The organism is Phyllobacterium sp. A18/5-2 (assembly GCF_025452215.1).
Taxonomy (GTDB): domain Bacteria; phylum Pseudomonadota; class Alphaproteobacteria; order Rhizobiales; family Rhizobiaceae; genus Phyllobacterium; species Phyllobacterium sophorae.
Genome location: NZ_CP104966.1, coordinates 1599206 through 1620365, shown reverse-complemented (window position 1 = coordinate 1620365; position 21160 = coordinate 1599206). Strand labels below are relative to the sequence as shown.

Here is a 21160-nt window from a genome sequence, read left to right as displayed (position 1 = left end):
GTCGCGCCGCGACTGCATCAAAAGCAGGAACGCGCTTAATGAGAGGCGACAATTCTTTGAAAGAAATCTTGCCAAACGATACAGATCGGTATATCAGGGGTTATCGATGCAGATCGGTATTGTTTATTCCGCGTCAAACGGGCAAGTCGCCCACCGCGGACAACCCAAGGAGAAGACCATGCCTCGTGTTTCTATCCACGGCGTCGCGGCGTATCAGAGCGCCCCGGCCCACACCCCTTTGCCCTTCGAATTAATCGAACGACACGGCCGGACCATCGCAGCAGTGGGCCTCTATGCCTCGCTGGTTGTGATTTACGCCTGGTTCGGTGGTATGAAATTCACCGCCTATGAAGCGGAAGGTCTTACAGGCCTGGTCGGCAACAATCCGCTGTTGAGCTGGACCTATTCCCTGTTTAGCGTGCGAGGCTTCTCGAGCCTCCTCGGTGTCCTCGAACTCAGCATCGGTGCCTTGATTGCGGCTCGGCTCGTCAACCCGGCGTACTCGCTCGCCGGTGGCCTGCTCTCTGCCGGGCTGTTCGTGACGACGCTTAGTTTCATGGTGACGACTCCCGGCGTGTTCTTACCGGAGTTCAGCCTTCCAGCGATCTCGGTCGCTCCTGGGCAGTTCCTGCTTAAGGACGTTGGCCTGCTCGCCATTTCTCTCTGGATCGCCATCGACTCGCTCGCAGCGCTCCGCTCGGCCCGTACCTGACCAAAATGAGGGCGGGGCCCCTCGGCTTCGCCCTCGCCCCCGATATTTCGATGATAGCAACCACCCAAAACCGGCTGTGCCGGTCACTTCAACATAAAGGAACGCCCCATGTATGTGGCATATATACTGTCGAAAATCCGCGCCCATCAGCGCTATCGCCAGATCACCCGCGAACTCATGCAACTTACCGATCGCGAGCTCGAGGATATTGGCATCTCCCGCTATGAGATCGATGTCGTCGCATCGCGTCAGAATACGATCTCGTAAGCAAGATCCCGAAAACATCTCCCGCTTGGAGAACGAAATAACCAATGAATACCTCTCACCTCTTGAGGCTGCGCGACGCGAACCAGAGCTGCATTGAACTGCCCGGATCAACGTCGACCGCCAATCGAAAGCGGCTACAGCATGATCGCTAATTCCGACGCACGCACCATGATGGTCTTGTTCGCTGTTGCGATGAGACACAACCAAGGTGGTGAACGGCCTCAACTCATGGTGTATTCGCTAAGGTCAATCCAGACATAAGTCCTGTCACGTTCGGGGCGACCATCAGCACCCAGGGGGTGAGCCCGTCGTTTCGTCGGAAACCGAATGCCATTGGCCGTTACCAAGTCGTGGACATATTGCGCCGCCGGAAAGCTGCCGGAGATATCGACTTGGTAGTCATGGCGACGAAGTAAGAAATCTGGTCCAAAATAGAAATCCTGTACCGGGCAATGACTTTCGATCCCTGCGGGAAACGTTGCCCGCAGCACGCGCCACGTCTCTCCTTCTTCGTTCCATGGCGCGACTTCCTCCGTCTTGAAACCCGGCAGAGCCAGTAAAAAAGGAGTATTCAGGTAAGTCCACATGGCATAGCCATTGAAATAAGCTCGGTGGAGCGCATCCCACGGCGTGTTTAGCGTGTGACTGGCGAAGGCAGTACGCGGATTGTCCCTATCGGCGATGACCATTCCATCTGTCGTCTCAATCACAACGCGTTCGGGTACGAAAGTCATACGCCAGTCGGGATTGCCGTAGGGCATTATGGTCGCCCATTCATGATGTATGGCCGCGGTTACACGACGAGGCGTTGCATCAGCCTCTATCCCTTTCATCCCCCACAATTCACCGCCTGAGATAATCGTCACGTTGGCTTTCTCAAAAGAGTTCCAATGTTCAAGGCCACCATGTGCTGCCAGAACTTCGTCTAATAGATGTGCCATCCTCGGTCCCTCTAAAACGCGAACTGTTGGAGGGTCTGACTCAACCGCTTTCGCTGCCGTCATGCCCCTCATGAGCAATGCAAAATTAGCGATGGGCGCAAGTTCGCTGCGATATGCCGGATAAGCGATTGCGGACGAGATCTGAACTCGATCGCGGCCATGATTTACCGCGCGGCCCGCCGCCAGTAGCGCGCACCAAACAGCCTAAAAGGCTATTCGTGTCCATCACCATTGGGGATCAATAGTACCCTAAAAAAGGTGGTGGAGCGCTTTATCACAACTGTCTTTGGTTCAACTTTATGCGACTATCTGAAAACTCGTTGTAATATCGCTCAATGGAGAGATCGCCGGCGAAGCCTCCGGGTTGGCAAAGGCGGGGTCATCGCTGATTTCGGCTTTCCGCAGATGGCTACTCGCAAGAGGCCGTCGGATTCACGCGGCCACTACAGCCGTCCGGAATTTCGGCGGCTGTTGATCGGCCCCGGCTTCGCCAGCGAGCGGTCCGGAAGATCGAGGATGTCCTGCAACGTTTAAGCCCTAACCATGAAAGGATGCGGAAAATGAACATCAACCCCAAATCCGAGAAGCCGATCCTCGTCACCGGGGCGGCCGGGGATCTTGGTGCCATAGGACGCAACGTCACGGCGATGCTTATCGAGCGCGGAAATAAAGTCCGCGCCCTCGTGCGCCGGGAAGATGAGCGGGCCGAGGCTCTGCGCAAGCTCGGCGCTGAAGTCGTCGTTGGCGATCTGACCGACCTCGCCTCGATGCATCGTGCAATGGAAGGCGTCGAACGCGTCTATTTCGGCATGTCGGTCTCTCCGAACTATCTGGAAGCAACCGTTAATACCGCTGCTGTTGCGCGGCATCACGGCGTTGAGGCGTTCGTCAATATGTCCCAGATGACGGTGACGCAGATGAGCGTAACAGAGACGACTGACAGTCCGCAACACAAGTTGCACTGGCTTTCCGAGCAGGCTTTGGAATGGTCGGGGCTACCTGTCGTTATAGTGCGTCCAACGGTGTTTCTGGAAGGCTTCTTCCTACGGCTTGCCGCGCATGGCGTGAAAGTGAGCAACCAGCTCGTACTGCCCCTTGGACAGAGCAAGACATCGCCGATTTCCTCGCTCGACGTCGCCCGCGTCGTCTCGGTCATCCTCGACGATCCAGCTCCACATATCGGAAAAATTTACAATCTCACCGGACCAGAATCGAGGGATATGAAACAATACGCCAACGCCTTCTCCGACGCACTCGGACGCGCGATCACCTATGTGGACGTACCAGTATCGCCTTGGGTCGAGAAACTGAAGGAACTCGGAGTTCCCCAGCATCTGGCAAGCCACCTTGCGGTTATGGCCGACCTTCACAAGCAGGGCCGGTACGACCGGATGACCGACGATGTATTCAGGATCACCGGCCTGCGGCCGATGACCGTGTTCGACTTCGTGAAGCGACACGCCAACGAGTTCTCGCCCAGCCAAACCACCTGAGCGTAACTAAGAAGAAGGAAATTATGTCTGCATCCCAACGAGACACAAAATCCCTCGCGAAAGTGTCTCGCGAGGGATTTTCATGATCACTCTGTCAGTCTTTTGAACCGCTTTCAGCAGCAAGTTGCGTCAATATTTGGTGGGCCGCGGTAATCCGGTCCTCGTTGGGATAGTACTTGTTTGCCAGAATAACGATGCCCAGCTGTTTCTCCGGAACGAATGCGACATACGCCCCGAAGCCATTGGTCGAACCGGTCTTGTTGATCAACACATCGTCACGCGGCTGCTGCGGCGGGGTCAGTTGCGTGACCGGCGTTGGATTGGAGGAACTCTCTCTGGAATTGCCTCGCAGCAGCGTCCTCAGATCGACCGGATAGGCGTACTGCTCCCATAGCAAATCCTGGGTCATCGCGCCAACCTGGAAGTAGCCGGTGTGCGTATCCGTGATTGCTTGCTGGAGTTTTTCGTCCAGTTTGATCATGTTCATATTCGCCTCCAGGAAGCGGATCATGTCGGTGGCGGTGGTTTTCACGCCATAGGCTTCCGAGGACAGCACGGCCTTGCTTACCCGCACGGGATCATCTTTCTTCGTATAACCTTGGGCATAGTATGGCATTTTGCCCTTCGGCACATTGATGTAGGTGCTCGTCAATCCAAGTGCCGGAAACAATTGGCCTTCCATCAACGGGGCGAAGTCCCCGTTCATGCTTTTCGCCGTTATGACCCCGAGCATTCCAATGCTCGGATTGGCATAGGTCCTGTGCGTGCCAACCTTGTAAGCCGGTTTCCAGCTCCGCAGATACGCCATCAACTGATCGTCGTTGGTGACATCGTCTGGCACCTGCAACGGGAAGCCGCCGGGGGTGTGGGTGCCAAGATGGAGAAGTTCGACTTTGCCGAACTCGGTCCTCTCAAGCGATGGCAGATACTTGCTGGTCTTGTCCGACAATGAGAGATGACCGCTTACCCGCGCATAGGATGCCAGTGTCACGGTGAATGTCTTGCTGATCGATCCAACTTCGAAAATGGTGGAGGGTGTGACAGGTTTCCGGGTTTCCTTGGAGGCTACGCCATAACCGAACATGTAAGGCTTTCCGCCGGCAGTTATGCCGATCGCCATTCCAGGGATGTTGTACTTTTGCATAATTGGCTCGATCGCCGCGTCCACGACAGTTTTAACACGGGCGCGGTGGTCAGCGGCATGGCCGGCCACCGTTGAGGTACAGATGATGGCGAAAGTTACCGTCATGGTGGCGGCTGCTTTGAATTTCATACGAGGACTTCCCCTGTCTCAATTAACGATTCTGGCTCTTGCCAGCTTTCAATATTGCCCCGCACCATGGTTGCTCCAATTCGGCGTGGTATAATGCAAACTTTTGCAAACACAGCAAATCTTGGCATTATCGTATCTATGGACGCTGTATTTGCATGACAAACGATGATATCTGGGGAGAGGCATAAGAAAAACTAGGCTATCCATGGTTCGACCGTACCTCCCACTGAATGGCCTAAGGGCTTTTGAGGCGTCTGCACGGCATTTGAGTTTCACGCGAGCAGCCATTGAGCTGTGCGTTACGCAGGCCGCAGTGAGTCAACAGGTAAAAAGCCTCGAAACACGATTGGGAGTACGGCTGTTCCAGCGCCTTCCCAGGGGCCTCAAGATAACCGCCGAAGGCGAAGCGCTGCTGCCCGTCGTGACTGGTTCCTTTGATCAGTTGGCGCTCAGCCTGGAACGCATCGAGGGCGGCCACGTTCGCGAACTGCTGTTTTTGGGTACGGTTGGAACCTTTGCTGTTGGGTGGCTGCTTCCAAGGTTGCCCGATTTCCAACGGCAATTCCCGTTTGTCGACATCCGATTATCGACAAATAACAATCGTGTGGACATGGCAGCAGAAGGGCTCGACTTCGCCATTCGATTTGGGAACGGATCCTGGCATGGCACCGAGGCGATCCGGCTTTTCGACGCCCCCCTTTCTCCCCTCTGCATCCCCGAACTGGCAGAAATGTTGCGAGAGCCTGCCGACCTCACCAATCAACCACTCCTGAGAAGCTACCGGAAAGACGAGTGGAGCAGTTGGTTCGCGGCGGCTGGTGTTGCTGCATCCCCCCCATTGAGCAGAGGTATCGTGTTTGATTCATCCCTCGGCATGATGGAAGCCGCCCTCCAGGGAATGGGTGTCGCGCTAGCACCGCCTTCCATGTTTTCCCGCCACCTTGCATCTGGCGCTATCGAACAGCCCTTCCCGACTGCCATATCGTTGGGAAGCTACTGGCTTACACGACTTCAATCCCGATCCTTGACGTCAGCAATGATCGCATTCTCCCAATGGATTGCTTCACAGGTGTAGTACGCGGCCGAAATGCATGCACGGGATTTATCGACACGCCTTCAGCGATCAGCCACGGCTCGACGCAGGATTTCAAGGATCATTTCGGATGCTTTAGTGAGGGAACCCACCGGCAAGAACTCATATACCGAATGGAAATTGTGCGCTCCGCAAAAGAGGTTGGGGCAAGGTAGACCCTTTTCGGAAAGTACTGCTCCGTCATACCCGCCACGCATGGCAATGGGAAATGGCTCCACGCCAATCGCCTTCATGGACTCCAGCGCGAGTTCCACCGGATAGCGGTTTTCTCCCTGTAGATGCTCGGCTACATTGCGATAGACCGGTTGATATGCGGCCGTCACCGTTTCGGCACCATGGAGTTGGTTGAAGCTTTCGACAAGCGTTTCGACAAAACGACGTCGCTGCTCGAATCCAACTTGGGTAAAGTCGCGGATGTGGAGATTCAGCTGCGCCTCCGAAACTGTGCCGTGGATGGTTGTGACCCAGTAATACCCTTCCCGGTTCTCAGTATATTCGGGGCGTTCGCCTCCGGGCAGCATCGAGATAAACTGTTGCGCATAAAGTACTGCATTGCGGAGTTTACCCTTGGCAGACATGGGGTGGGCGCTCTGTCCGCGGAACTTTACCTGGAATTCCCCAGCGTTCCAATTTTCAAAGACAATCTCGCCAATCGCGCAGCAATCCAACGTATAGGCGAAGTCAGCATTGAGGGTCTCCACATTCAGTGCCTTAGCACCCAGGAGGCCGATCTCCTCATCGGGCACAAAGACAACTTTCACCTCGCCATGCTGGATTTGCAGGTTCGCCTGTAGGGTCTCTATCGCGTGCATGATCTCGGCGATAGCTGACTTGTTGTCCGCTCCCAGCAGACTTGTACCATCAGTGACAATGATCTCGATCGCCCACATAACGCTTTAGCTCGGGGAAGGCACTCTCGCGCATGACTACCTCAAGCGCTTCGTTCAGCACAATATCTCCGCCTCTGTAATCGATAATCCGGGCGTTGGTATCGGTGGCATACTCATTACTGGTATCCAAGTGAGCGACCCAGGCGATCGTAGGGGCTTTGCGGGTCGCATCGTCCAGATTGGACGGCAGCGTACCAACTACAATGGAATGCTCCCGCTCCTCGACGTTGAGTCCTAAACTGCGCAATTCGCCAGCTAACAACTTCGCCAGCGCTGTCTGACCCGGGCTCGAGGGCAGATGTCCCGCTCCGATTACGGCAGTGCTATTGATGCGGGTATAGTTCAGAAAACGTTCAACAATATCCATTGAGCTTGTTGCCTTCGACGAGGTGCCGGTTTGATTTCGCTGCTTGTAACATAGCGGTAGATTTGTTTGTGTTGCATTGACCAAGGCTCTCGTCAATAAACCCTAAACCTGCAACTACTGGCTTATTGATGCAACAGGGGTCAAAGGGAATGAAAATCTGCGGGAAAATCCTTTCAGCTACGATGCTCGCTCTTGCGCTGAGCGGAATTGCAGCGGCTGGCGCATCGGCCAAGACACTTGTCTATTGTTCGGAGGCCTCGCCAGAAGGGTTTGATGCGGCGCTCTCCATATCGGGCACCACTTACGATGCGTCGGCGCGCAACGTTTCCGATGGCCTTATCAAGATCAAACGAGGTTCAACTGAATTGGAGCCGGGCCTTGCCGAAAGCTGGAGCATCTCCGGCGATGGGAAAGAATATACATTCCAGCTGCGCAAGGGGGTGAAATTCCAGAAAACTAGCTATTTCACGCCAACACGCGAATTCAACGCTGATGATGTGATCTTCACGTTCGATCGTCAGGGCGACAAGGCCAACCCCTACTACGACTACGGCAAGGGCATCTGGCCACAATACGATACGTATTCATTTCCAAGTCTTATCGACAAACTCGAGAAAGTTGACGGCCATACCGTTAAATTCGTCCTTACGCGGCCGGAGGCAACGTTTATCGCCTCTCTCTCCCTGACATTTGCCGCTATCCAGTCCAAAGAGTATGCAGACAAGCTCCTGGCGGAGGGCAAGCGGGAGCAGCTCAATGCAAAGCCGATAGGAACGGGTCCATATCAGTTTGTCGACTACCAGCCAGATGCGGTTATTCGTTACCACGCCAACCCCGAATATTGGGGAGGCAAGCAAAAGATTGATGATCTGATCTTCGTAATCACGCCTGATGCGTCTGTCCGGTATCAGAAACTGAAGGCAGGCGAATGCAATGTAATGGCATACCCGAATCCCGCCGACCTCGCGAAAATGAAGTCCGACCCCGCCATTAATCTTCTGCAAAAGGAAGGTTTAAACATCGCCTATCTGGCCTACAACACAATGGTTGCTCCTTTTGACGATGTCAGGGTGCGCAAAGCCATAAATATGGCGGTCAACAAGCAGGCGATTATCGATGCCGTCTACGGTTCAACAGGTATTGCTGCCATCAATGCCATGCCTCCAGGGGTCTGGTCTTATAACAAAGACATCAAGGACGATCCCTACGATTTGGAACAATCGCGAAAGCTGCTTGCTGACGCTGGCGTAAAAGACCTCGTCATGAATATCTGGGCGATGCCGGTCCAGCGTCCCTACATGCCAAACGCACGCCGTACGGCTGAATTGATGCAGTCTGATTTGGCGAAGGTCGGAATCAAGGCTGAAATCGTTTCGTACGATTGGGCCGAGTATCTAAAAAGATCCCAGGATAAAAATCGGGATGGCGCTGTCATTCTTGGCTGGACTGGAGGAATTGCGGATCCGGATAATTTTCTTGCAGCCATGCTCGGGTGCAAGGCGATCGGCAGCGGCAACCGGGCAAACTGGTGCAATCAGGATTTTGAAAAACTTATTCAGGCGGCCAAACTCACTACGGACCAGGCCGAAAGATCGACGCTGTACGAGCAGGCACAAGCCATATTCAAGCAACAGGCGCCATGGTTGACAATTGCACATCAGGTTGTGGCGCAGCCGGTCAGTACCAAGGTCAAAGATTTCCGGGTTGACCCGTTTGGAGGCAACTTGTTTGAGGGTGTGGATATAGACGAATAGGAAGCAAATTTGCACGCATGTGCCGCGAAGAAAACACACCGGAAAAGCGAAATTTTATTCACGGCGGCGGCATCAAAGGCTACAGCAATTCATCCCTGACGAACATTGGATCAACCCCATGACTGACACTGTTATCGATCGATTCCTCCGTTATGTCGTCATCGACACCCAATCTGATCCCAAGTCGCCGACACAGCCCTCTACCGAAAAGCAGAAGAATCTGGGCCGCATGCTGGTCGAGGAACTTCTGGGTCTGGGCCTGTCCGATGCGCATATGGACGAGCACGGCTACGTCTATGCGACCATTGCATCGAATGTCGACAAGCCCGTTCCGGTCATTTGCTTTTGCTCACACATGGATACCGCGCCCGACTTCACCGGAATGAACGTTAAGCCGCAAATGGTGCGGAACTACGGAGGAGGAGACATACAGCTTTCGGGTGATCCGCAACAGGTCATTCGTGTTAGCGATAATCCGTCGCTGCGTGACCAGATCGGCAACGATATCGTCACCACCGACGGCACGACGCTCTTGGGCGCTGACGACAAGGCCGGCATTGCCGAGATCATGACCGCAGCGCAATTCCTGGTCGGCAATCCCGATATCAGGCATGGAACGATCAAGCTCCTCTTCACGACGGACGAGGAAATAGGCCGAGGGGTAGATAAGGTCGATCTCAAGAAGCTGGGCGCACAGTTCGCCTACACCATCGACGGCGAAACTGCCGGCCATATCGAAGACGAGACATTCTCGGCCGATGGCGTCGAGATCACCATTCGAGGCGTCGCCATCCATCCCGGCTTTGCCAAGGGAAAGATGGAAAACGCGATCAAAATCGCCGGTGCGATCATCAACCGCTTGCCGATCAGCGCTGCGCCAGAGACCACCGCGGGCCGGGAGGGCTTTGTGCACCCGACAGGCGTGACAGGTTCGATGGAGAAGGCCGTTGTCAGCCTTATTGTCCGGGACTTCAACGATGAGGGCCTCACAACCAAGGAAACTATGCTCGAGAACATCGTGAAGGACGTGATGACCGACTATCCCGGCTCATCCTTTACCTTCGAGGTCAAGGAGCAATATCGCAACATGAAGACCATCCTCGACGGTCCTCCGGAGATCGTCGAATATGCAATTGAAGCCGTTCGGCGCGCCGGAATGGTGCCTGTGCGCGGCAGCATCCGAGGCGGCACCGATGGTTCGCTGCTATCGTTCATGGGCCTGCCTTGTGCCAACATCTTTGCTGGCGGCCACGCATTTCATTCGCCGCTCGAATGGGTAAGCCGTCAGGACATGGAAAAGGGTGTTGAGACGCTCGTCGAACTGGCGAGAATCTGGGAGGAGCGCAGCTAGCATCGCTTAGCGAACCGACAGGCCGGCTGCCATAAGTCTGGCACTGTATTCGTCAGCGACATCCGCCAGAGCATCCGCCATGGCATCGACCAGCACGGATGTCGGCTTGTAACTGGGTCGGACGGCAGCCACCTGAAAGGGCACTTCGATCGAAAATCGCCGCACCGCCAAACCCTGATTGGCAAAATCCAACGCTGTCAGCGGATTAATAATCGCGATGCCGATGTTTTCCCGTACCAGACTGCAGGCCGACGCGGCCGTTTTCGTTTCCACACATATGTTGCGATTGACACCCCGTTCTTCGAAAATGCCGTCGAGAACTTTGCGGTAGGGATCGTTCTGCGAAAAACAAACCACCGGTTGGCCGGTGAAGTCCGACGGCTCGAGGCATGTTTTTGCCGCCAGCGCGTGACGTTCAGGAAGAATGCAGACCATAGGGAAGATTCCCAGCCTCCTGCAATGCGTACCTGGAATTCCCTGAATGAGTTCGATCAAGCCAAGGTCATACTGGTGGATTCCCAATCCGTCATCGTGCCTGGGATCTTTCCCATCGACCTCGACCCGCGCATCCGGATACCGCGAAAGCAGCTTCGCCGTCGCTCTTGGCAGAAGTGACTGGCTGAGTGCAGGCTGGCAGGTGACCGCAATCCTCTCCCCCTTTGAAAGGCGCAATGCTTCAACGGTTCGCACGATTTCGTGGAGTCCCAAAAAACTGCGCTTGACCTCTTCATAAAGCATCAGCCCGCGCGCTGTTGGAACCAGCTGCTGATAATTTCGATCGAATAGCGTGAAGCCTGCGAGCGTTTCCAGCCGTTTGAGTTCCCTGCTGACGGTCGGTTGCGAGGTCTTCAACAAGATGGCGGCGCCAGTAACCGTCCGCGACGCCATGACCGCGTGAAATATCTCGATATGGCGAAGGGTGATTTGCAAAAGGATTATTGCTCGGCGCGGACGTTTGGCCTGCACCATATCAAAAGTGAATAGAATCCCGAAGATGTTTTTGTTGTGCACTGCTGCGACAACCTGTCTGCTGGATTTTCAATCAAACAGACGAATGCAAAACAATACAGCGAGACCACAGTGCCACCAAAGCCGAATCCAATCATCGGAGTTACTCTCGACAGCGAAAATCCGGGCGGCTATTCCGACCAACCCTGGTACGCATTGCGACAGAATTATATGTCCAGTCTTGCAGGGCTAGGTGCAGTGCCGATCGCCTTGCCGCACCATCCGGATCTCGTCGGCCCCTACCTTGATCTATGTGATGGTATTGTCGTAACCGGCGGCGCCTTCGACGTCCCCCCACAGATGTTCAACGAGGAAATGCGCAGTGCTGCGATCCGTTTGAAACCCGCACGAACTAAATTTGAAACCGCTTTGGTCGCTGGCGCACTTGGGCGTGACATCCCGGTTCTTGGGATATGCGGCGGCGAACAACTGCTTGCCGTCGTGACCGGTGGTACGCTGATCCAGCATATTCCGGACGAAGTTTCCGAAGCGCTTCAACACAGTTCAAGCGTCGACACCGAGAACGCGGCCGGCCGGAAGCGCGCCAGCCATGATGTTCAGGTTTACGAAGGGACCTTGCTTCGCCAAAGCGTGGAAGCGCCGAGTATTCATGTCAACAGTTCGCATCACCAGGCGATCAAGTCCGTTGGAGCCGGCTGCCGCATCAATGCCGCTGCTGCCGACGGTGTGATCGAAGGTATTGAATGCACTGGTTACCGCTTCTGCCTCGGCGTGCAGTGGCATCCTGAATATCTACAGCATGACGCCGACAGGAAATTATTAAGCGCCTTCGTGGAGGCGTCCGCTCAATTCCAGACTGAAAGCTATCATTCGAAAGTCGCACCGAAGTCCTCAGCAACCCTTTTACAGGATTAGCCATGAACACCATTCTTCACAATGCGATATCAGCGGCCACCCGCAAGTGCCGTCCACTTTCCCTGGCAAGCACCGGTTTTTCCGTAATGCTTATGGGCACCTTTCTAAGCCCCGCATTTGCTGCCGGGACGATAAATCGTGACCTCAGTCTGGAGCTGAGAACACTTCGATGTGCAGAAGTTTCATCTCTTGGCCGAAGAGGACCTCGGACATGATCTCTTCGAGGGACTTACCACCCGGGACAAGGATGGTGTGCTGAAGCCAGGTGTCGCCAAGGAATGGACGGTCAGCGACGACGGCAAGACCTATACGTTCACATTGAACGATACGAAATGGAGCAACGGCGATCCACTAACGGCCAAGGATTTCGTGTTTGCCTTCCGGCGCATTCTCGAACCTTCGCTCGGTGCCGAATATGCGAGCCTGCTCTATCCGATTGCAAATGCAAAAGCCTATAACAAGGGCGAAATAAAAGATGCGGCGACCATTGGTGTGAAGGCGGTCGACGACCATACGCTTGAGATTACGCTAGCGTCTCCGACACCTTATTTCCCTGACTTGATGGCCAATACCGCGGCCTTTCCGCTACACGCAGCAAGTGTCGAAAAGCTCGGCAGCGGTTACGCCAGCCCAGGCAAGCTCGTCTCGAACGGAGCTTTCATGCTTGAGTCCTCCGAGCCGCACGGCAAAATCGTCCTGAAGAAAAACCCCGAATTCTTCGACGCATCGGCCGTCTCGCTCGATGGAGTCGTCTACAATCAAATTCTTGATGGCGGGACGGCAGTCCGCCTGTTTCGAGCCGGCGAGCTGGATATCACTCCCGGCAGCAAAAGCGACGGAAATGCGCTGGCGGTAAAGGAAATGCCCGACTCGGTACGAGTCGAAGTGATCATGGGCACCGAGTACTACGACTTCGGTCTTAGCGGCGACAAGGTGAAAGATCCCGATGTGCGCCTTGCAATCAATATGGCGATCGATCGTGCTGCACTGACCGAGGATATTCTGGGTACCAACGAAGTGAACGCCTACAGCCTCGTCCCTCCTGGTCTGGACGGCTATGAAAGTCCACCCATGGATTTTGCCGACAAGCCGCTGATGCAGCGCGTCGAGGAAGCACAAAAACTCATGCAGAAAGCCGGTTTTGGTCCAAATAAGCATCTAAAGTTAGAGGTGAACTTCAATTCAAGCGACCTGCATAATCGCACGGCGGTTGCACTCAGCGATATGTTGAAGGATATCTGGATCGATCTCAGTCCCGTCAATCGAGATGGCTCGGCGTATTGGGAGTGGCTCGGCAATGCCCGCGGAAAGTTTGATCTGGCGCGCGACAGCTGGATCGCCAACTTTCCCGATCCGGTGAACTTCCTGAACTTGTATTATGCAGGCAAGGAGGGCTCCACGACAGGTTATTCAAATGCCGAATATGACAAGACGCTGGATGCCGCAGCGCTGGAGCTCGATAAGAGCAAGCGCTTTGCGCTCCTTGCCGAGGCAGAAAGAATGCTACTGACGGACGGCGCAATCGTGCCCTTGTACTATTACAACTCCATACGCCTTGTGAACCCGAAGATCACCGGATGGAACAAGAACGGTTTTGCGTTGCACCCTTCCCGCTATCTTGCGATTAACCGTTGATCGTGCTTTGCGATGGCGTTGCGGAGCATCCCCAGCGCCCATCGCATACGCCCAGCGACACCGTTGATTGAAAGTGTATGCGTCTATGGGATTCATCTATTTTCTGTGCAAACGCATTCTCGCAGCGATCATCACCATCGCCGTGACAATCACCGTCTCATTCTTCCTGATGCGACTGGCGCCAGGCGGCCCGTTCGATCTTGGCAGAGATCATGCCGCCGCAGGTCCAAGCTAACCTCAAGCGGCATTTTCATCTGGATCTGCCCATCTTTGATCAATATCTGATTTACATGCGGGATCTTCTGCATGCGGACCTTGGGCCAAGCATGGTATACGTCGACCGATCGGTCTCAAGCATTCTCGCTTCGGGTCTGGTTGCAACGCTGCAGATCGGCATCTGTGCGATTTTGCTGGCGCTTGTGCTGGGCATAGCAGTCGGGATGCTGGCCGCCGTCAGTCCAAATGGTCTCCTGTCACGCCTGATCGTCAATCTGTCGATGATCGGCGTGCTCGTTCCGTCCTTCATTCTGGCGCCACTGCTATCCCTGATTCTCGCGTTTCAATTGCGGTGGTTTGCCATAGCCGGATGGGGCGATGGAAGCTGGTACTATCTTACGCTTCCGGTGATCGCCGTGGCATTGCCGCAAGTTGGAATTATCGCCAAGCTCATGCGGGCCTCGCTTATGGATGTCCTGGGTCAGATGCATGTGCGCACAGCAATCGCCAAAGGCTTGCCGCCGGCGACAGTGCTCGTGAAACATGCGCTGAGACCGGCGCTCTTTCCGGTCATTTCCTACATGGCACCTGCCATGGCAAACATACTGACGGGCTCCGTGGTCGTGGAGCAAGTCTTCGCAATTGATGGCATTGGCCGCTATTTCGTACAAGGTGCTCTCAACCGGGATTATACGACAGTCATGGGCACCGTGATTGTCTATACGAGCTTCATCGTGCTGTTCAACATGCTTACTGACCTCGTGTATGTGCTCGCTGATCCGCGCGTGCAGGTGGGAGTCAGCAATGACTGACCCGGCTGCGCTTCGCGACGTCATACCCCACGAACCCGGCCTATGGCATCAGGCTGCCGGCCGTTTCCTCAAGCGCAGATCCGCCGTTGGCAGTGCGGCGCTGCTGCTTCTTGTCGTCGGTATCTGTGTGATTGGCCCGCTATTGTATCCGCATCCATATAACCAGGTTTACCGGGACTATATCCTTGTTCCACCCGGCCTGACGCCCCGGCCGGACCCCACGACCATTGAGAAAGGGTTCGCCAAGGCAGTGCGCGACGCGGGCGCGAAGGTTGTCGAATACAGGATAGATGATACACGCGTGGTGACGGCTGTCGTGGAAGCGCGCCGCAATCTCGATCTCGACCTGATGAAAAAGTCGTTGGCGATCCGCGGTCTCTTTGCACCGCCTCACATGACAGCCGAACCCGGTACCAGCCGGGCGGCCTTGACTGTAGCAACCAACACGATCGTGTTTCCCCTTGGAACGGATGCCAATGGCCGGGACCTGTTGGCACGGATCATGGTGGGCGGACGGCTGTCGCTCCTGATCGGCTTGACGGCAACTGCGGTCAGCCTCGGCATCGGCGTCATATATGGGGCAATTGCCGGCTATGTCGGTGGCCGCACCGACGCTTTCATGATGCGGGCGGTTGACGTGCTCTATGGTATTCCCTTGCTGTTCTTCGTCATCATACTGGTAACGTTTCTTGGCCGGAATATCCTGCTGATGTTCATCGCCATCGGTGCGATCGAATGGCTGACCATGTCGCGAATTGTTCGCGGCCAGACCATGCAGGTCAAGGCGCAGGAATATATCCTGAGCGCGCGCGTCGCCGCCCTGCCCGGGCGCACGATATTGTTGCGTCACGTTCTGCCCAATATTCTGGGTCCCGTAGTTGTCTACGCCGCGCTCAATCTTCCCGCTGTCGTATTGGCTGAAAGTTTCCTCTCTTTTCTGGGCCTCGGCGTCCAGGAACCGATGGCCAGCTGGGGAGTACTGGTCGCGGACGGCGCCGGCCATATGGAAACGTCTCCCTGGCTCCTCATCTACCCGGGCATCGCTCTCGTGGTGACGCTCCTTTCGGTGACCTGGGTGGGTGAAGCTTTGCATCGTGCCATTGATCCCAAGAACTTGGACTAACCGACAGGATGGAAATGAATTCGCCATTTGCAGAACGTATTGTCAATGCTGGTCCGGAAATCGTAGCTCGCACTTTCCGGAACTTCGGGGATCATCTTGACCCCGAAGAATTTGGCCTTGCCATTCGTCTTTACGAGACATCCCTCACCTCAGGCCGATCGCAAGACAAATTCGATGACGGTCCCTGGTATGGCCACCGCGCAGAACAAAGCTTTTACCCTGCGAGCGTATCGAAGCTTTTTTTCATGGCCAGCTTCTTCGGTTTCGCCGAGGCAGGCAGATTTTTCCCAACCGGAGAAGATTACCGTGCTCTTGATGCGATGATCCGCGTCTCGTCAAATGACGCCACCACATACCTCTTCAATCGGCTTACCGGCAGCAGTGGCGGCGAAATTCTCGATGATATCGATATGGGCACCTGGTGCGCCAAACGCCGCTGTATCGAAGAATGGTTTTATACGTGGTCAAACCCCTCAGTCCATCGAGGCATCCGCCTGCGCCACAGCACCTTCGAAGAAGGGCCCTATGGCCGCGAATACGCGTCCCGGTTGCGCGAAGGAGGAAACCTGCTCACGCCTCTCGCCTCGGCCAGCCTCATGCACGATATTGCAGCAGGTAAAGCTGTTTCGGCAACAGCATCCGCCTCCATGATGACTTTGCTAGCGCGCGATTGGCAGCGTGCCCCACACCATGCCGCTATTGCCAATGAAGATCAGGTCAAGGGTTTTCTTTCCGAGCGGCTTCCCGCAATTGTGCGCTGCTGGAGCAAGGCCGGGCATACCTCTACCACCCGCCACGACGTCCTCTATTGCGAGCATCAGAACGGGCGCAGCGCAATCGTCAGTGTCTTCAGCAGCGGCCGATGGAGCGCCGACAACCAACGATTGCTGCCCAGTCTGGCCGATGACGTACATAGCCTGCTGGTAACCCCGTGAAAATTTCCAAAACAGATCGCCAGCCGCTGTTGATGTGCTCCAGCTTGACGCTTCGCCTTCCGTCCAACGGCCCCGATACGGCCGCGAAGGCAATTCTCAACGAGGTAAGCTTCACCATGGAGCGGGGTGAGACGCTTGCCGTTGTCGGAGAATCGGGCTCGGGCAAATCCACCTTGGGCCTTTGCCTGCTCGGTCTGCTGCCCAAGGGACTTGTTCCCTTCGTCGATGGCGAGATCATTTTTGATAGGACCAACCTCATCGGCCTCGATGAACCTTCCTGGCGCAGGCTCCGTGGCGCTCGCATTTCAATAATCTTCCAAGAGCCAATGACCTCGCTCAACCCTGTGATGCCAATCGGAAAGCAGATCGTCGAAGCAATCCGCGTGCACCGGCTCATGAGCAAGGCTGCAGCATGGGATGAAGCATTGGCTCTCCTGAAAAGGGTGAGGATACCTGATCCGGAGGCAAAAATGTATGCCTATCCCGGGCAGCTTTCTGGCGGTCAACGGCAGCGCGTGATGATTGCCATGGCACTGTCCAACAGTCCCGATCTCCTCATTGCCGATGAACCTACAACGGCGCTCGATGTTACCATTCAGGCCGAGATAATTACGTTGTTGAAGCAGCTGCGCAATGACACAGGCATGGCACTGCTCTTTGTTACGCACGACCTGACTTTGGTGCGAAGCATTGCTGACCGTGTCCTGGTGATGCAAAACGGAGCGGTGGTCGAACAGGGCCCCGCCAACGAAGTCATGCAGACGCCAAAGCATGACTATACGCGATACCTCCTCGCGTGCAGGCCTAGCGGATCGAAACAGCCAATTCCTTCCGGTAGTCCGGAATTGCTAGGCGTCAAGAACCTCACAGTAAACTACACGCGATCATCGAGCTTGTTTTCGAAGCGATCGAAGACGACCGCCTTGGAAGGCGTGAACCTGAGCGTCAAGGCAGGTCAGACGCTGGGTATCGTCGGAGAATCAGGTTCAGGGAAATCAACCCTTGCACGTGCGATCCTGCAACTCGTCTCATATGACGGGCAGATTCGCTTCGCTGGTCAACCCGTCTGCAAGGTGGCGTCACCGGGATTCATCGCTTTCCGAAAGCAGGTGCAGGTTGTATTTCAGGATCCCTACGGCGCTCTCTCGCCGCGCATGACCATCGGTGAATTCATAGCAGAACCCCTGCGCGCGCACTTTCCGGAACTGAGCCAAAACGAACGTCGCCATAGGGTTGCGGAACTTCTTGAAGAGATAGGTCTTGGCCGCGCGGACATGCATCGATATCCGCATTCCTTTTCAGGCGGGCAAAGGCAGCGGATCGCAATTGCCCGAGCTTTGGTTATGAACCCGCAAATGTTGATACTGGACGAGCCCACGTCAGCGCTCGACGTCTCGGTGCAGCTACAGGTACTGAAATTGCTGCGCCGCCTTCAGGAGCAGCACAATCTGACTTATCTCCTGATCACGCATGATCTCGCGGTGGTTTCGGCGATGGCCGATGAAGTACTTGTCCTCAAGGATGGCAGGGAAGTCGAACGGGGTGCAACTCGCCAAATCATGGACGATCCTCAGCAGGAATACACGCGTCGGCTGGTCAGCGCAGCTATGGCCGTTTGATCGCTCGTTATCTGGAGTAGCATTTTCCGTGCTTGGCTAAGAATAGTTTGTCGAAAGGTCTGGTTGCCGACGGCACACTGGCGGGGCCGCCGCGGATTGATCACCAAAGGAATGATCGCACTGGAAGGTCCCAAGAAATGGAACGATTTGGCCGTTTCGCCGTTTGCCATATGCACAATATGTTGATATCAACGTTAGTTGAAGGGGCAAGAGAAGGGTGAACGGCAGACGCTTGAGAAGCCGACATCACATGTGAGAACTGCAACAAAGAGAGGACCCGGTCATGAACACTACTGTCTCCCTGACGCCGGCTACAGAGCTGGCAGAGCGAAACGGAGTTCGGTTTCCAAACGAGAGTAGCGAATATCGGCAAGCACGCGATGCGCTGCTGGCCGAAGAGATCGAATTGAGGCGCCAAATCGAACGGGTCGCGGCGCAAAGACGGGCGTTGCCGCCAGGGGGAGAAGTTATCAAAAACTACCGGTTTGAGAGTGAGGATGGGCCCGTTAGTTTCTCCGACCTGTTCTGCGGCAAACAAACGCTTGCCGCCTATAGCTACATGTTCGGGCCAGAGCGCGAGCGGCCATGCCCAATGTGCACCTCGCTTCTGAGTGCCTGGGACGGCGAGGCTCGTGACGTCGAACAGCGCATCGCGCTTGCGGTGATCGCGCGCTCGCCTATCCAGCGGCTGATCGCCTTCAAGAAGGAACGCGGCTGGCGCAATCTCAGGCTATATTCCGATCCAAGCGGGGACTTCAGCCGAGACTATCACGCGCTGCCGCCCGAGGGCGGAGACGATGCAGCATTTAATGTTTTCATGCGCCGCGACGGAATCATCCGCCATTTCTGGAGCGCCGAGATGGGCTCACCGACGTCTGATCCAGGACAGGATCCGCGCGGGGCGCCGGATCTGATGCCGCTTTGGACAATCCTCGATTCCACTCCCGATGGCCGCGGGACAGACTGGTATCCAAAACTGGAGTACCAAACGGCTGGGTGACGCTTAGAGAAACCGAGATCCCTGCCGGCAACAAAGATCGCACGGCCCGCGCAATATATGATATCTTAGATATAACGCCGGGGAGGTGCATTTTGACACTGGCCGTTGCAAGAGGACCCTCATTGACGGAACAGGCTGCCGCCTATATTCGCGGCCGTATCGTTCATGGCGCATTGCAGTGTGGGGAATCCCTTTCCGAGCTGGCATTGGCGGAAGAACTCGGGGTCAGCAAGACGCCCGTGCGGGAGGCCCTCCTCGAGTTGAAGCGACAGGGCCTCGTTGAGGTCCACCCCCAACGCGGAACATTTGTTTTCGAAATGAGCGCCGATCAGGTGGTTCAACTCGCTGAAGTTCGATCCATTCTTGAACTCGCCGCTCTGAGCCTGGCCATGGATCGCAATCGCGGCGCTTTGCGCCACCGCTGGTCCGAAATTGTCCGCGCAATGGGCGTCGCTTTGGCGAAAGGAAACACCGAAGACTACCGGGTTCTCGACGGCTCGTTTCACCAGGCGATGTTCGATGTTGCCGAAAACCAGTTTCTGTCCGAGACTTTCTCCGTTGTCGCATTCCGCATTCAGGCGCTTCGCAATCGTCTGTCGCTCAATCCGGAGCTGAACCTAACATCCTATGACGAGCATCAACGGCTTTTGAAGCATGTCGGCCGCGGTGAGAAGGACGAGGCGATCAAGTTGCTCGTTTGGCACATCGAATGGACGCGCGAGCGCTATATCAAGTTCCTGCAAGTATCCGTGGCCGACGATATCACGGCACGTAATTATGAACGGCGCCAGAGGGTGGGCAAAACATAGGGATTGGGCAGAAAATCACGATCGGCATGGGAGGGCCGGATCATGGGAGCAGGTCAGGATTTTCTTGTTGGTGATGATCGACGTTTCGCGTCGTTCTTTCCTCAAAGCGCCATACTGGAGCAGATCGCGACGGGGTTCATCTGGGCAGAGGGGCCAGTCTGGCTCGACGACATAGGGGAACTGCGTTTTTCCGATATTCCCAACAACCGGATGATGAGCTGGTCGCAAGACAAAGGGCTTCGGGTTTTCCGGCAACCATCCCAGCGTACCAACGGCAATACCCTTGACCGCACGGGGGCGATGATCTCCTGCGAGCACGGGGGGCGCTGTATCAGCCGCACCGCAAGCGATGGAAGCTACGAGGTTCTTGCCACGCACTGGAATGGCAGGCGATTGAATTCGCCCAATGATGTCGTGGTGAAAGGCGATGGTTCCATCTGGTTCACCGACCCGCCCTACGGCATCATTTCAGATTATGAAGGCATCCGCGCCGAAAGCGAGATCGGCAGCAATAACATTTACCGGATCGACCCTGAAACCCGGCGGGTCGACATGGTTGCCAATGATTTCGACAGACCAAATGGCCTCGCATTTTCCCCCGACGAATCGGTGCTTTACATCGCCGATTCCGGCAGGGCGCGCGGCCATAGCTTTGGCTTTGACGACACACGCCCTCATCACGTGCGCGCACTCGACGTGATTGATGGACGCAAACTCGGCGAGAGCCGTGTCGTTGCTGAAATCGACATGGTGCCTGATGGGCTGCGTGTCGACACTGAGGGCTTGCTCTGGATATCCGCGGAGGACGGCGTCCACTGCTATACACCTTCCGGGACGAGGCTCGGCCGGATCCTCGTGCCGGAAGTGGTTGCCAATCTCACTTTCGGAGGCCCGCAAAGATCGCGTCTCTTCATAAGCGCGACAAGCTCGATCTACGCGCTCGAAACCACGAGGCAAGGTGCACGGCACCCCTAGAGACATAAAAG

21 protein-coding genes are annotated in these 21160 nt (G+C 55.5%); 16 read left to right on the top strand and 5 right to left on the bottom strand.

What is annotated here, in order from left to right:
- The first annotated feature begins 106 nt into the window (after positions 1 to 106).
- Together N8E89_RS08055 and N8E89_RS08050 are read left to right on the top strand one after the other, a co-directional pair.
- The gene (locus tag N8E89_RS08055; RefSeq protein ID WP_262261678.1) at positions 107 to 712 is read left to right on the top strand and encodes a YkgB family protein; all 606 of its coding nucleotides are present in this window, start codon (positions 107 to 109) and stop codon (positions 710 to 712) included.
- Between the two features lie 108 nt (positions 713 to 820).
- On the top strand, positions 821 to 979 hold the full coding sequence (locus N8E89_RS08050) for a DUF1127 domain-containing protein (RefSeq protein ID WP_106662399.1): 159 nt from the start codon (positions 821 to 823) through the stop codon (positions 977 to 979).
- 221 nt (positions 980 to 1200) lie between these two features.
- Here the strand turns inward: N8E89_RS08050 and N8E89_RS08045 are convergent, their stop codons facing one another.
- A complete protein-coding gene (locus N8E89_RS08045; RefSeq protein ID WP_106662635.1) occupies positions 1201 to 1920 on the bottom strand; it encodes a hypothetical protein in 720 nt (239 codons plus the stop codon).
- A 560-nt stretch (positions 1921 to 2480) separates the two neighbouring features.
- Here N8E89_RS08045 and N8E89_RS08040 point away from each other — a divergent pair.
- Positions 2481 to 3413: an SDR family NAD(P)-dependent oxidoreductase gene (locus N8E89_RS08040; RefSeq protein ID WP_106662398.1), complete on the top strand. Its 933-nt coding sequence runs from the start codon at positions 2481 to 2483 to the stop codon at positions 3411 to 3413.
- A gap of 94 nt (positions 3414 to 3507) precedes the next feature.
- Here the strand turns inward: N8E89_RS08040 and ampC are convergent, their stop codons facing one another.
- Positions 3508 to 4686, bottom strand: coding sequence for a class C beta-lactamase (gene ampC, locus N8E89_RS08035; RefSeq protein WP_262261675.1), 1179 nt, complete (start codon positions 4684 to 4686; stop codon positions 3508 to 3510).
- Between the two features lie 205 nt (positions 4687 to 4891).
- On the opposite strand from ampC, the gene N8E89_RS08030 reads away from it, so the two are divergent.
- The gene (locus N8E89_RS08030) at positions 4892 to 5761 is read left to right on the top strand and encodes a LysR family transcriptional regulator (RefSeq protein WP_106662396.1); all 870 of its coding nucleotides are present in this window, start codon (positions 4892 to 4894) and stop codon (positions 5759 to 5761) included.
- A 41-nt stretch (positions 5762 to 5802) separates the two neighbouring features.
- Here N8E89_RS08030 and N8E89_RS08025 read toward each other — a convergent pair whose 3' ends face one another.
- Both N8E89_RS08025 and N8E89_RS08020 read right to left on the bottom strand, forming a co-directional pair.
- Entirely contained in the window at positions 5803 to 6669 is an 867-nt protein-coding gene (locus N8E89_RS08025; RefSeq protein ID WP_262261674.1) for a peptidase T, read from the bottom strand.
- Positions 6641 to 7036 carry a zinc-binding metallopeptidase family protein gene (locus tag N8E89_RS08020; protein WP_262261673.1) on the bottom strand — a complete coding sequence of 132 codons (396 nt, stop codon included), beginning with the start codon at positions 7034 to 7036 and terminating at the stop codon, positions 6641 to 6643. Before N8E89_RS08020 ends, N8E89_RS08025 begins: the two co-directional genes overlap by 29 nt.
- Positions 7037 to 7185: 149 nt before the next feature.
- Between N8E89_RS08020 and N8E89_RS08015 the strand changes: the two genes are divergently transcribed.
- Positions 7186 to 8790, top strand: coding sequence for an ABC transporter substrate-binding protein (locus N8E89_RS08015; RefSeq protein ID WP_106662394.1), 1605 nt, complete (start codon positions 7186 to 7188; stop codon positions 8788 to 8790).
- A 118-nt stretch (positions 8791 to 8908) separates the two neighbouring features.
- Entirely contained in the window at positions 8909 to 10141 is a 1233-nt protein-coding gene (gene pepT / locus N8E89_RS08010) for a peptidase T (protein ID WP_262261672.1), read from the top strand.
- 6 nt (positions 10142 to 10147) lie between these two features.
- Here the strand turns inward: pepT and N8E89_RS08005 are convergent, their stop codons facing one another.
- Positions 10148 to 11071 carry a LysR family transcriptional regulator gene (locus N8E89_RS08005; protein ID WP_170116980.1) on the bottom strand — a complete coding sequence of 308 codons (924 nt, stop codon included), beginning with the start codon at positions 11069 to 11071 and terminating at the stop codon, positions 10148 to 10150.
- 150 nt (positions 11072 to 11221) lie between these two features.
- Between N8E89_RS08005 and N8E89_RS08000 the strand changes: the two genes are divergently transcribed.
- The 10 genes from N8E89_RS08000 to N8E89_RS07955 all read left to right on the top strand — a co-directional run bounded on the left by N8E89_RS08000 (position 11222) and on the right by N8E89_RS07955 (position 21149).
- Positions 11222 to 12025 carry a gamma-glutamyl-gamma-aminobutyrate hydrolase family protein gene (locus N8E89_RS08000; RefSeq protein WP_106662634.1) on the top strand — a complete coding sequence of 268 codons (804 nt, stop codon included), beginning with the start codon at positions 11222 to 11224 and terminating at the stop codon, positions 12023 to 12025.
- Positions 12026 to 12196: 171 nt separating this feature from the next.
- On the top strand, positions 12197 to 13660 hold the full coding sequence (locus tag N8E89_RS07995) for a peptide ABC transporter substrate-binding protein (RefSeq protein ID WP_262261671.1): 1464 nt from the start codon (positions 12197 to 12199) through the stop codon (positions 13658 to 13660).
- 85 nt (positions 13661 to 13745) lie between these two features.
- Positions 13746 to 13895 (top strand): hypothetical protein, encoded by a 150-nt coding sequence (locus tag N8E89_RS07990; protein WP_262261670.1) that lies wholly within the window; start codon positions 13746 to 13748, stop codon positions 13893 to 13895.
- A complete protein-coding gene (locus N8E89_RS07985) occupies positions 13873 to 14688 on the top strand; it encodes an ABC transporter permease (protein WP_262261669.1) in 816 nt (271 codons plus the stop codon). The genes N8E89_RS07990 and N8E89_RS07985 overlap by 23 nt, the downstream gene beginning before the upstream one ends.
- Positions 14681 to 15811, top strand: coding sequence for an ABC transporter permease (locus N8E89_RS07980; protein ID WP_162707181.1), 1131 nt, complete (start codon positions 14681 to 14683; stop codon positions 15809 to 15811). The genes N8E89_RS07985 and N8E89_RS07980 overlap by 8 nt, the downstream gene beginning before the upstream one ends.
- Before the next feature lie 14 nt (positions 15812 to 15825).
- Positions 15826 to 16746, top strand: coding sequence for a serine hydrolase (locus N8E89_RS07975; protein ID WP_162707180.1), 921 nt, complete (start codon positions 15826 to 15828; stop codon positions 16744 to 16746).
- Positions 16743 to 18365, top strand: coding sequence for an ABC transporter ATP-binding protein (locus N8E89_RS07970; RefSeq protein WP_146147742.1), 1623 nt, complete (start codon positions 16743 to 16745; stop codon positions 18363 to 18365). Before N8E89_RS07975 ends, N8E89_RS07970 begins: the two co-directional genes overlap by 4 nt.
- A gap of 283 nt (positions 18366 to 18648) precedes the next feature.
- Positions 18649 to 19365, top strand: coding sequence for a DUF899 family protein (locus N8E89_RS07965; protein WP_106662386.1), 717 nt, complete (start codon positions 18649 to 18651; stop codon positions 19363 to 19365).
- A gap of 92 nt (positions 19366 to 19457) precedes the next feature.
- Entirely contained in the window at positions 19458 to 20174 is a 717-nt protein-coding gene (locus tag N8E89_RS07960) for a GntR family transcriptional regulator (protein WP_262261668.1), read from the top strand.
- Between the two features lie 42 nt (positions 20175 to 20216).
- Positions 20217 to 21149: an SMP-30/gluconolactonase/LRE family protein gene (locus N8E89_RS07955; protein WP_106662384.1), complete on the top strand. Its 933-nt coding sequence runs from the start codon at positions 20217 to 20219 to the stop codon at positions 21147 to 21149.
- Positions 21150 to 21160 lie beyond the last annotated feature (11 nt).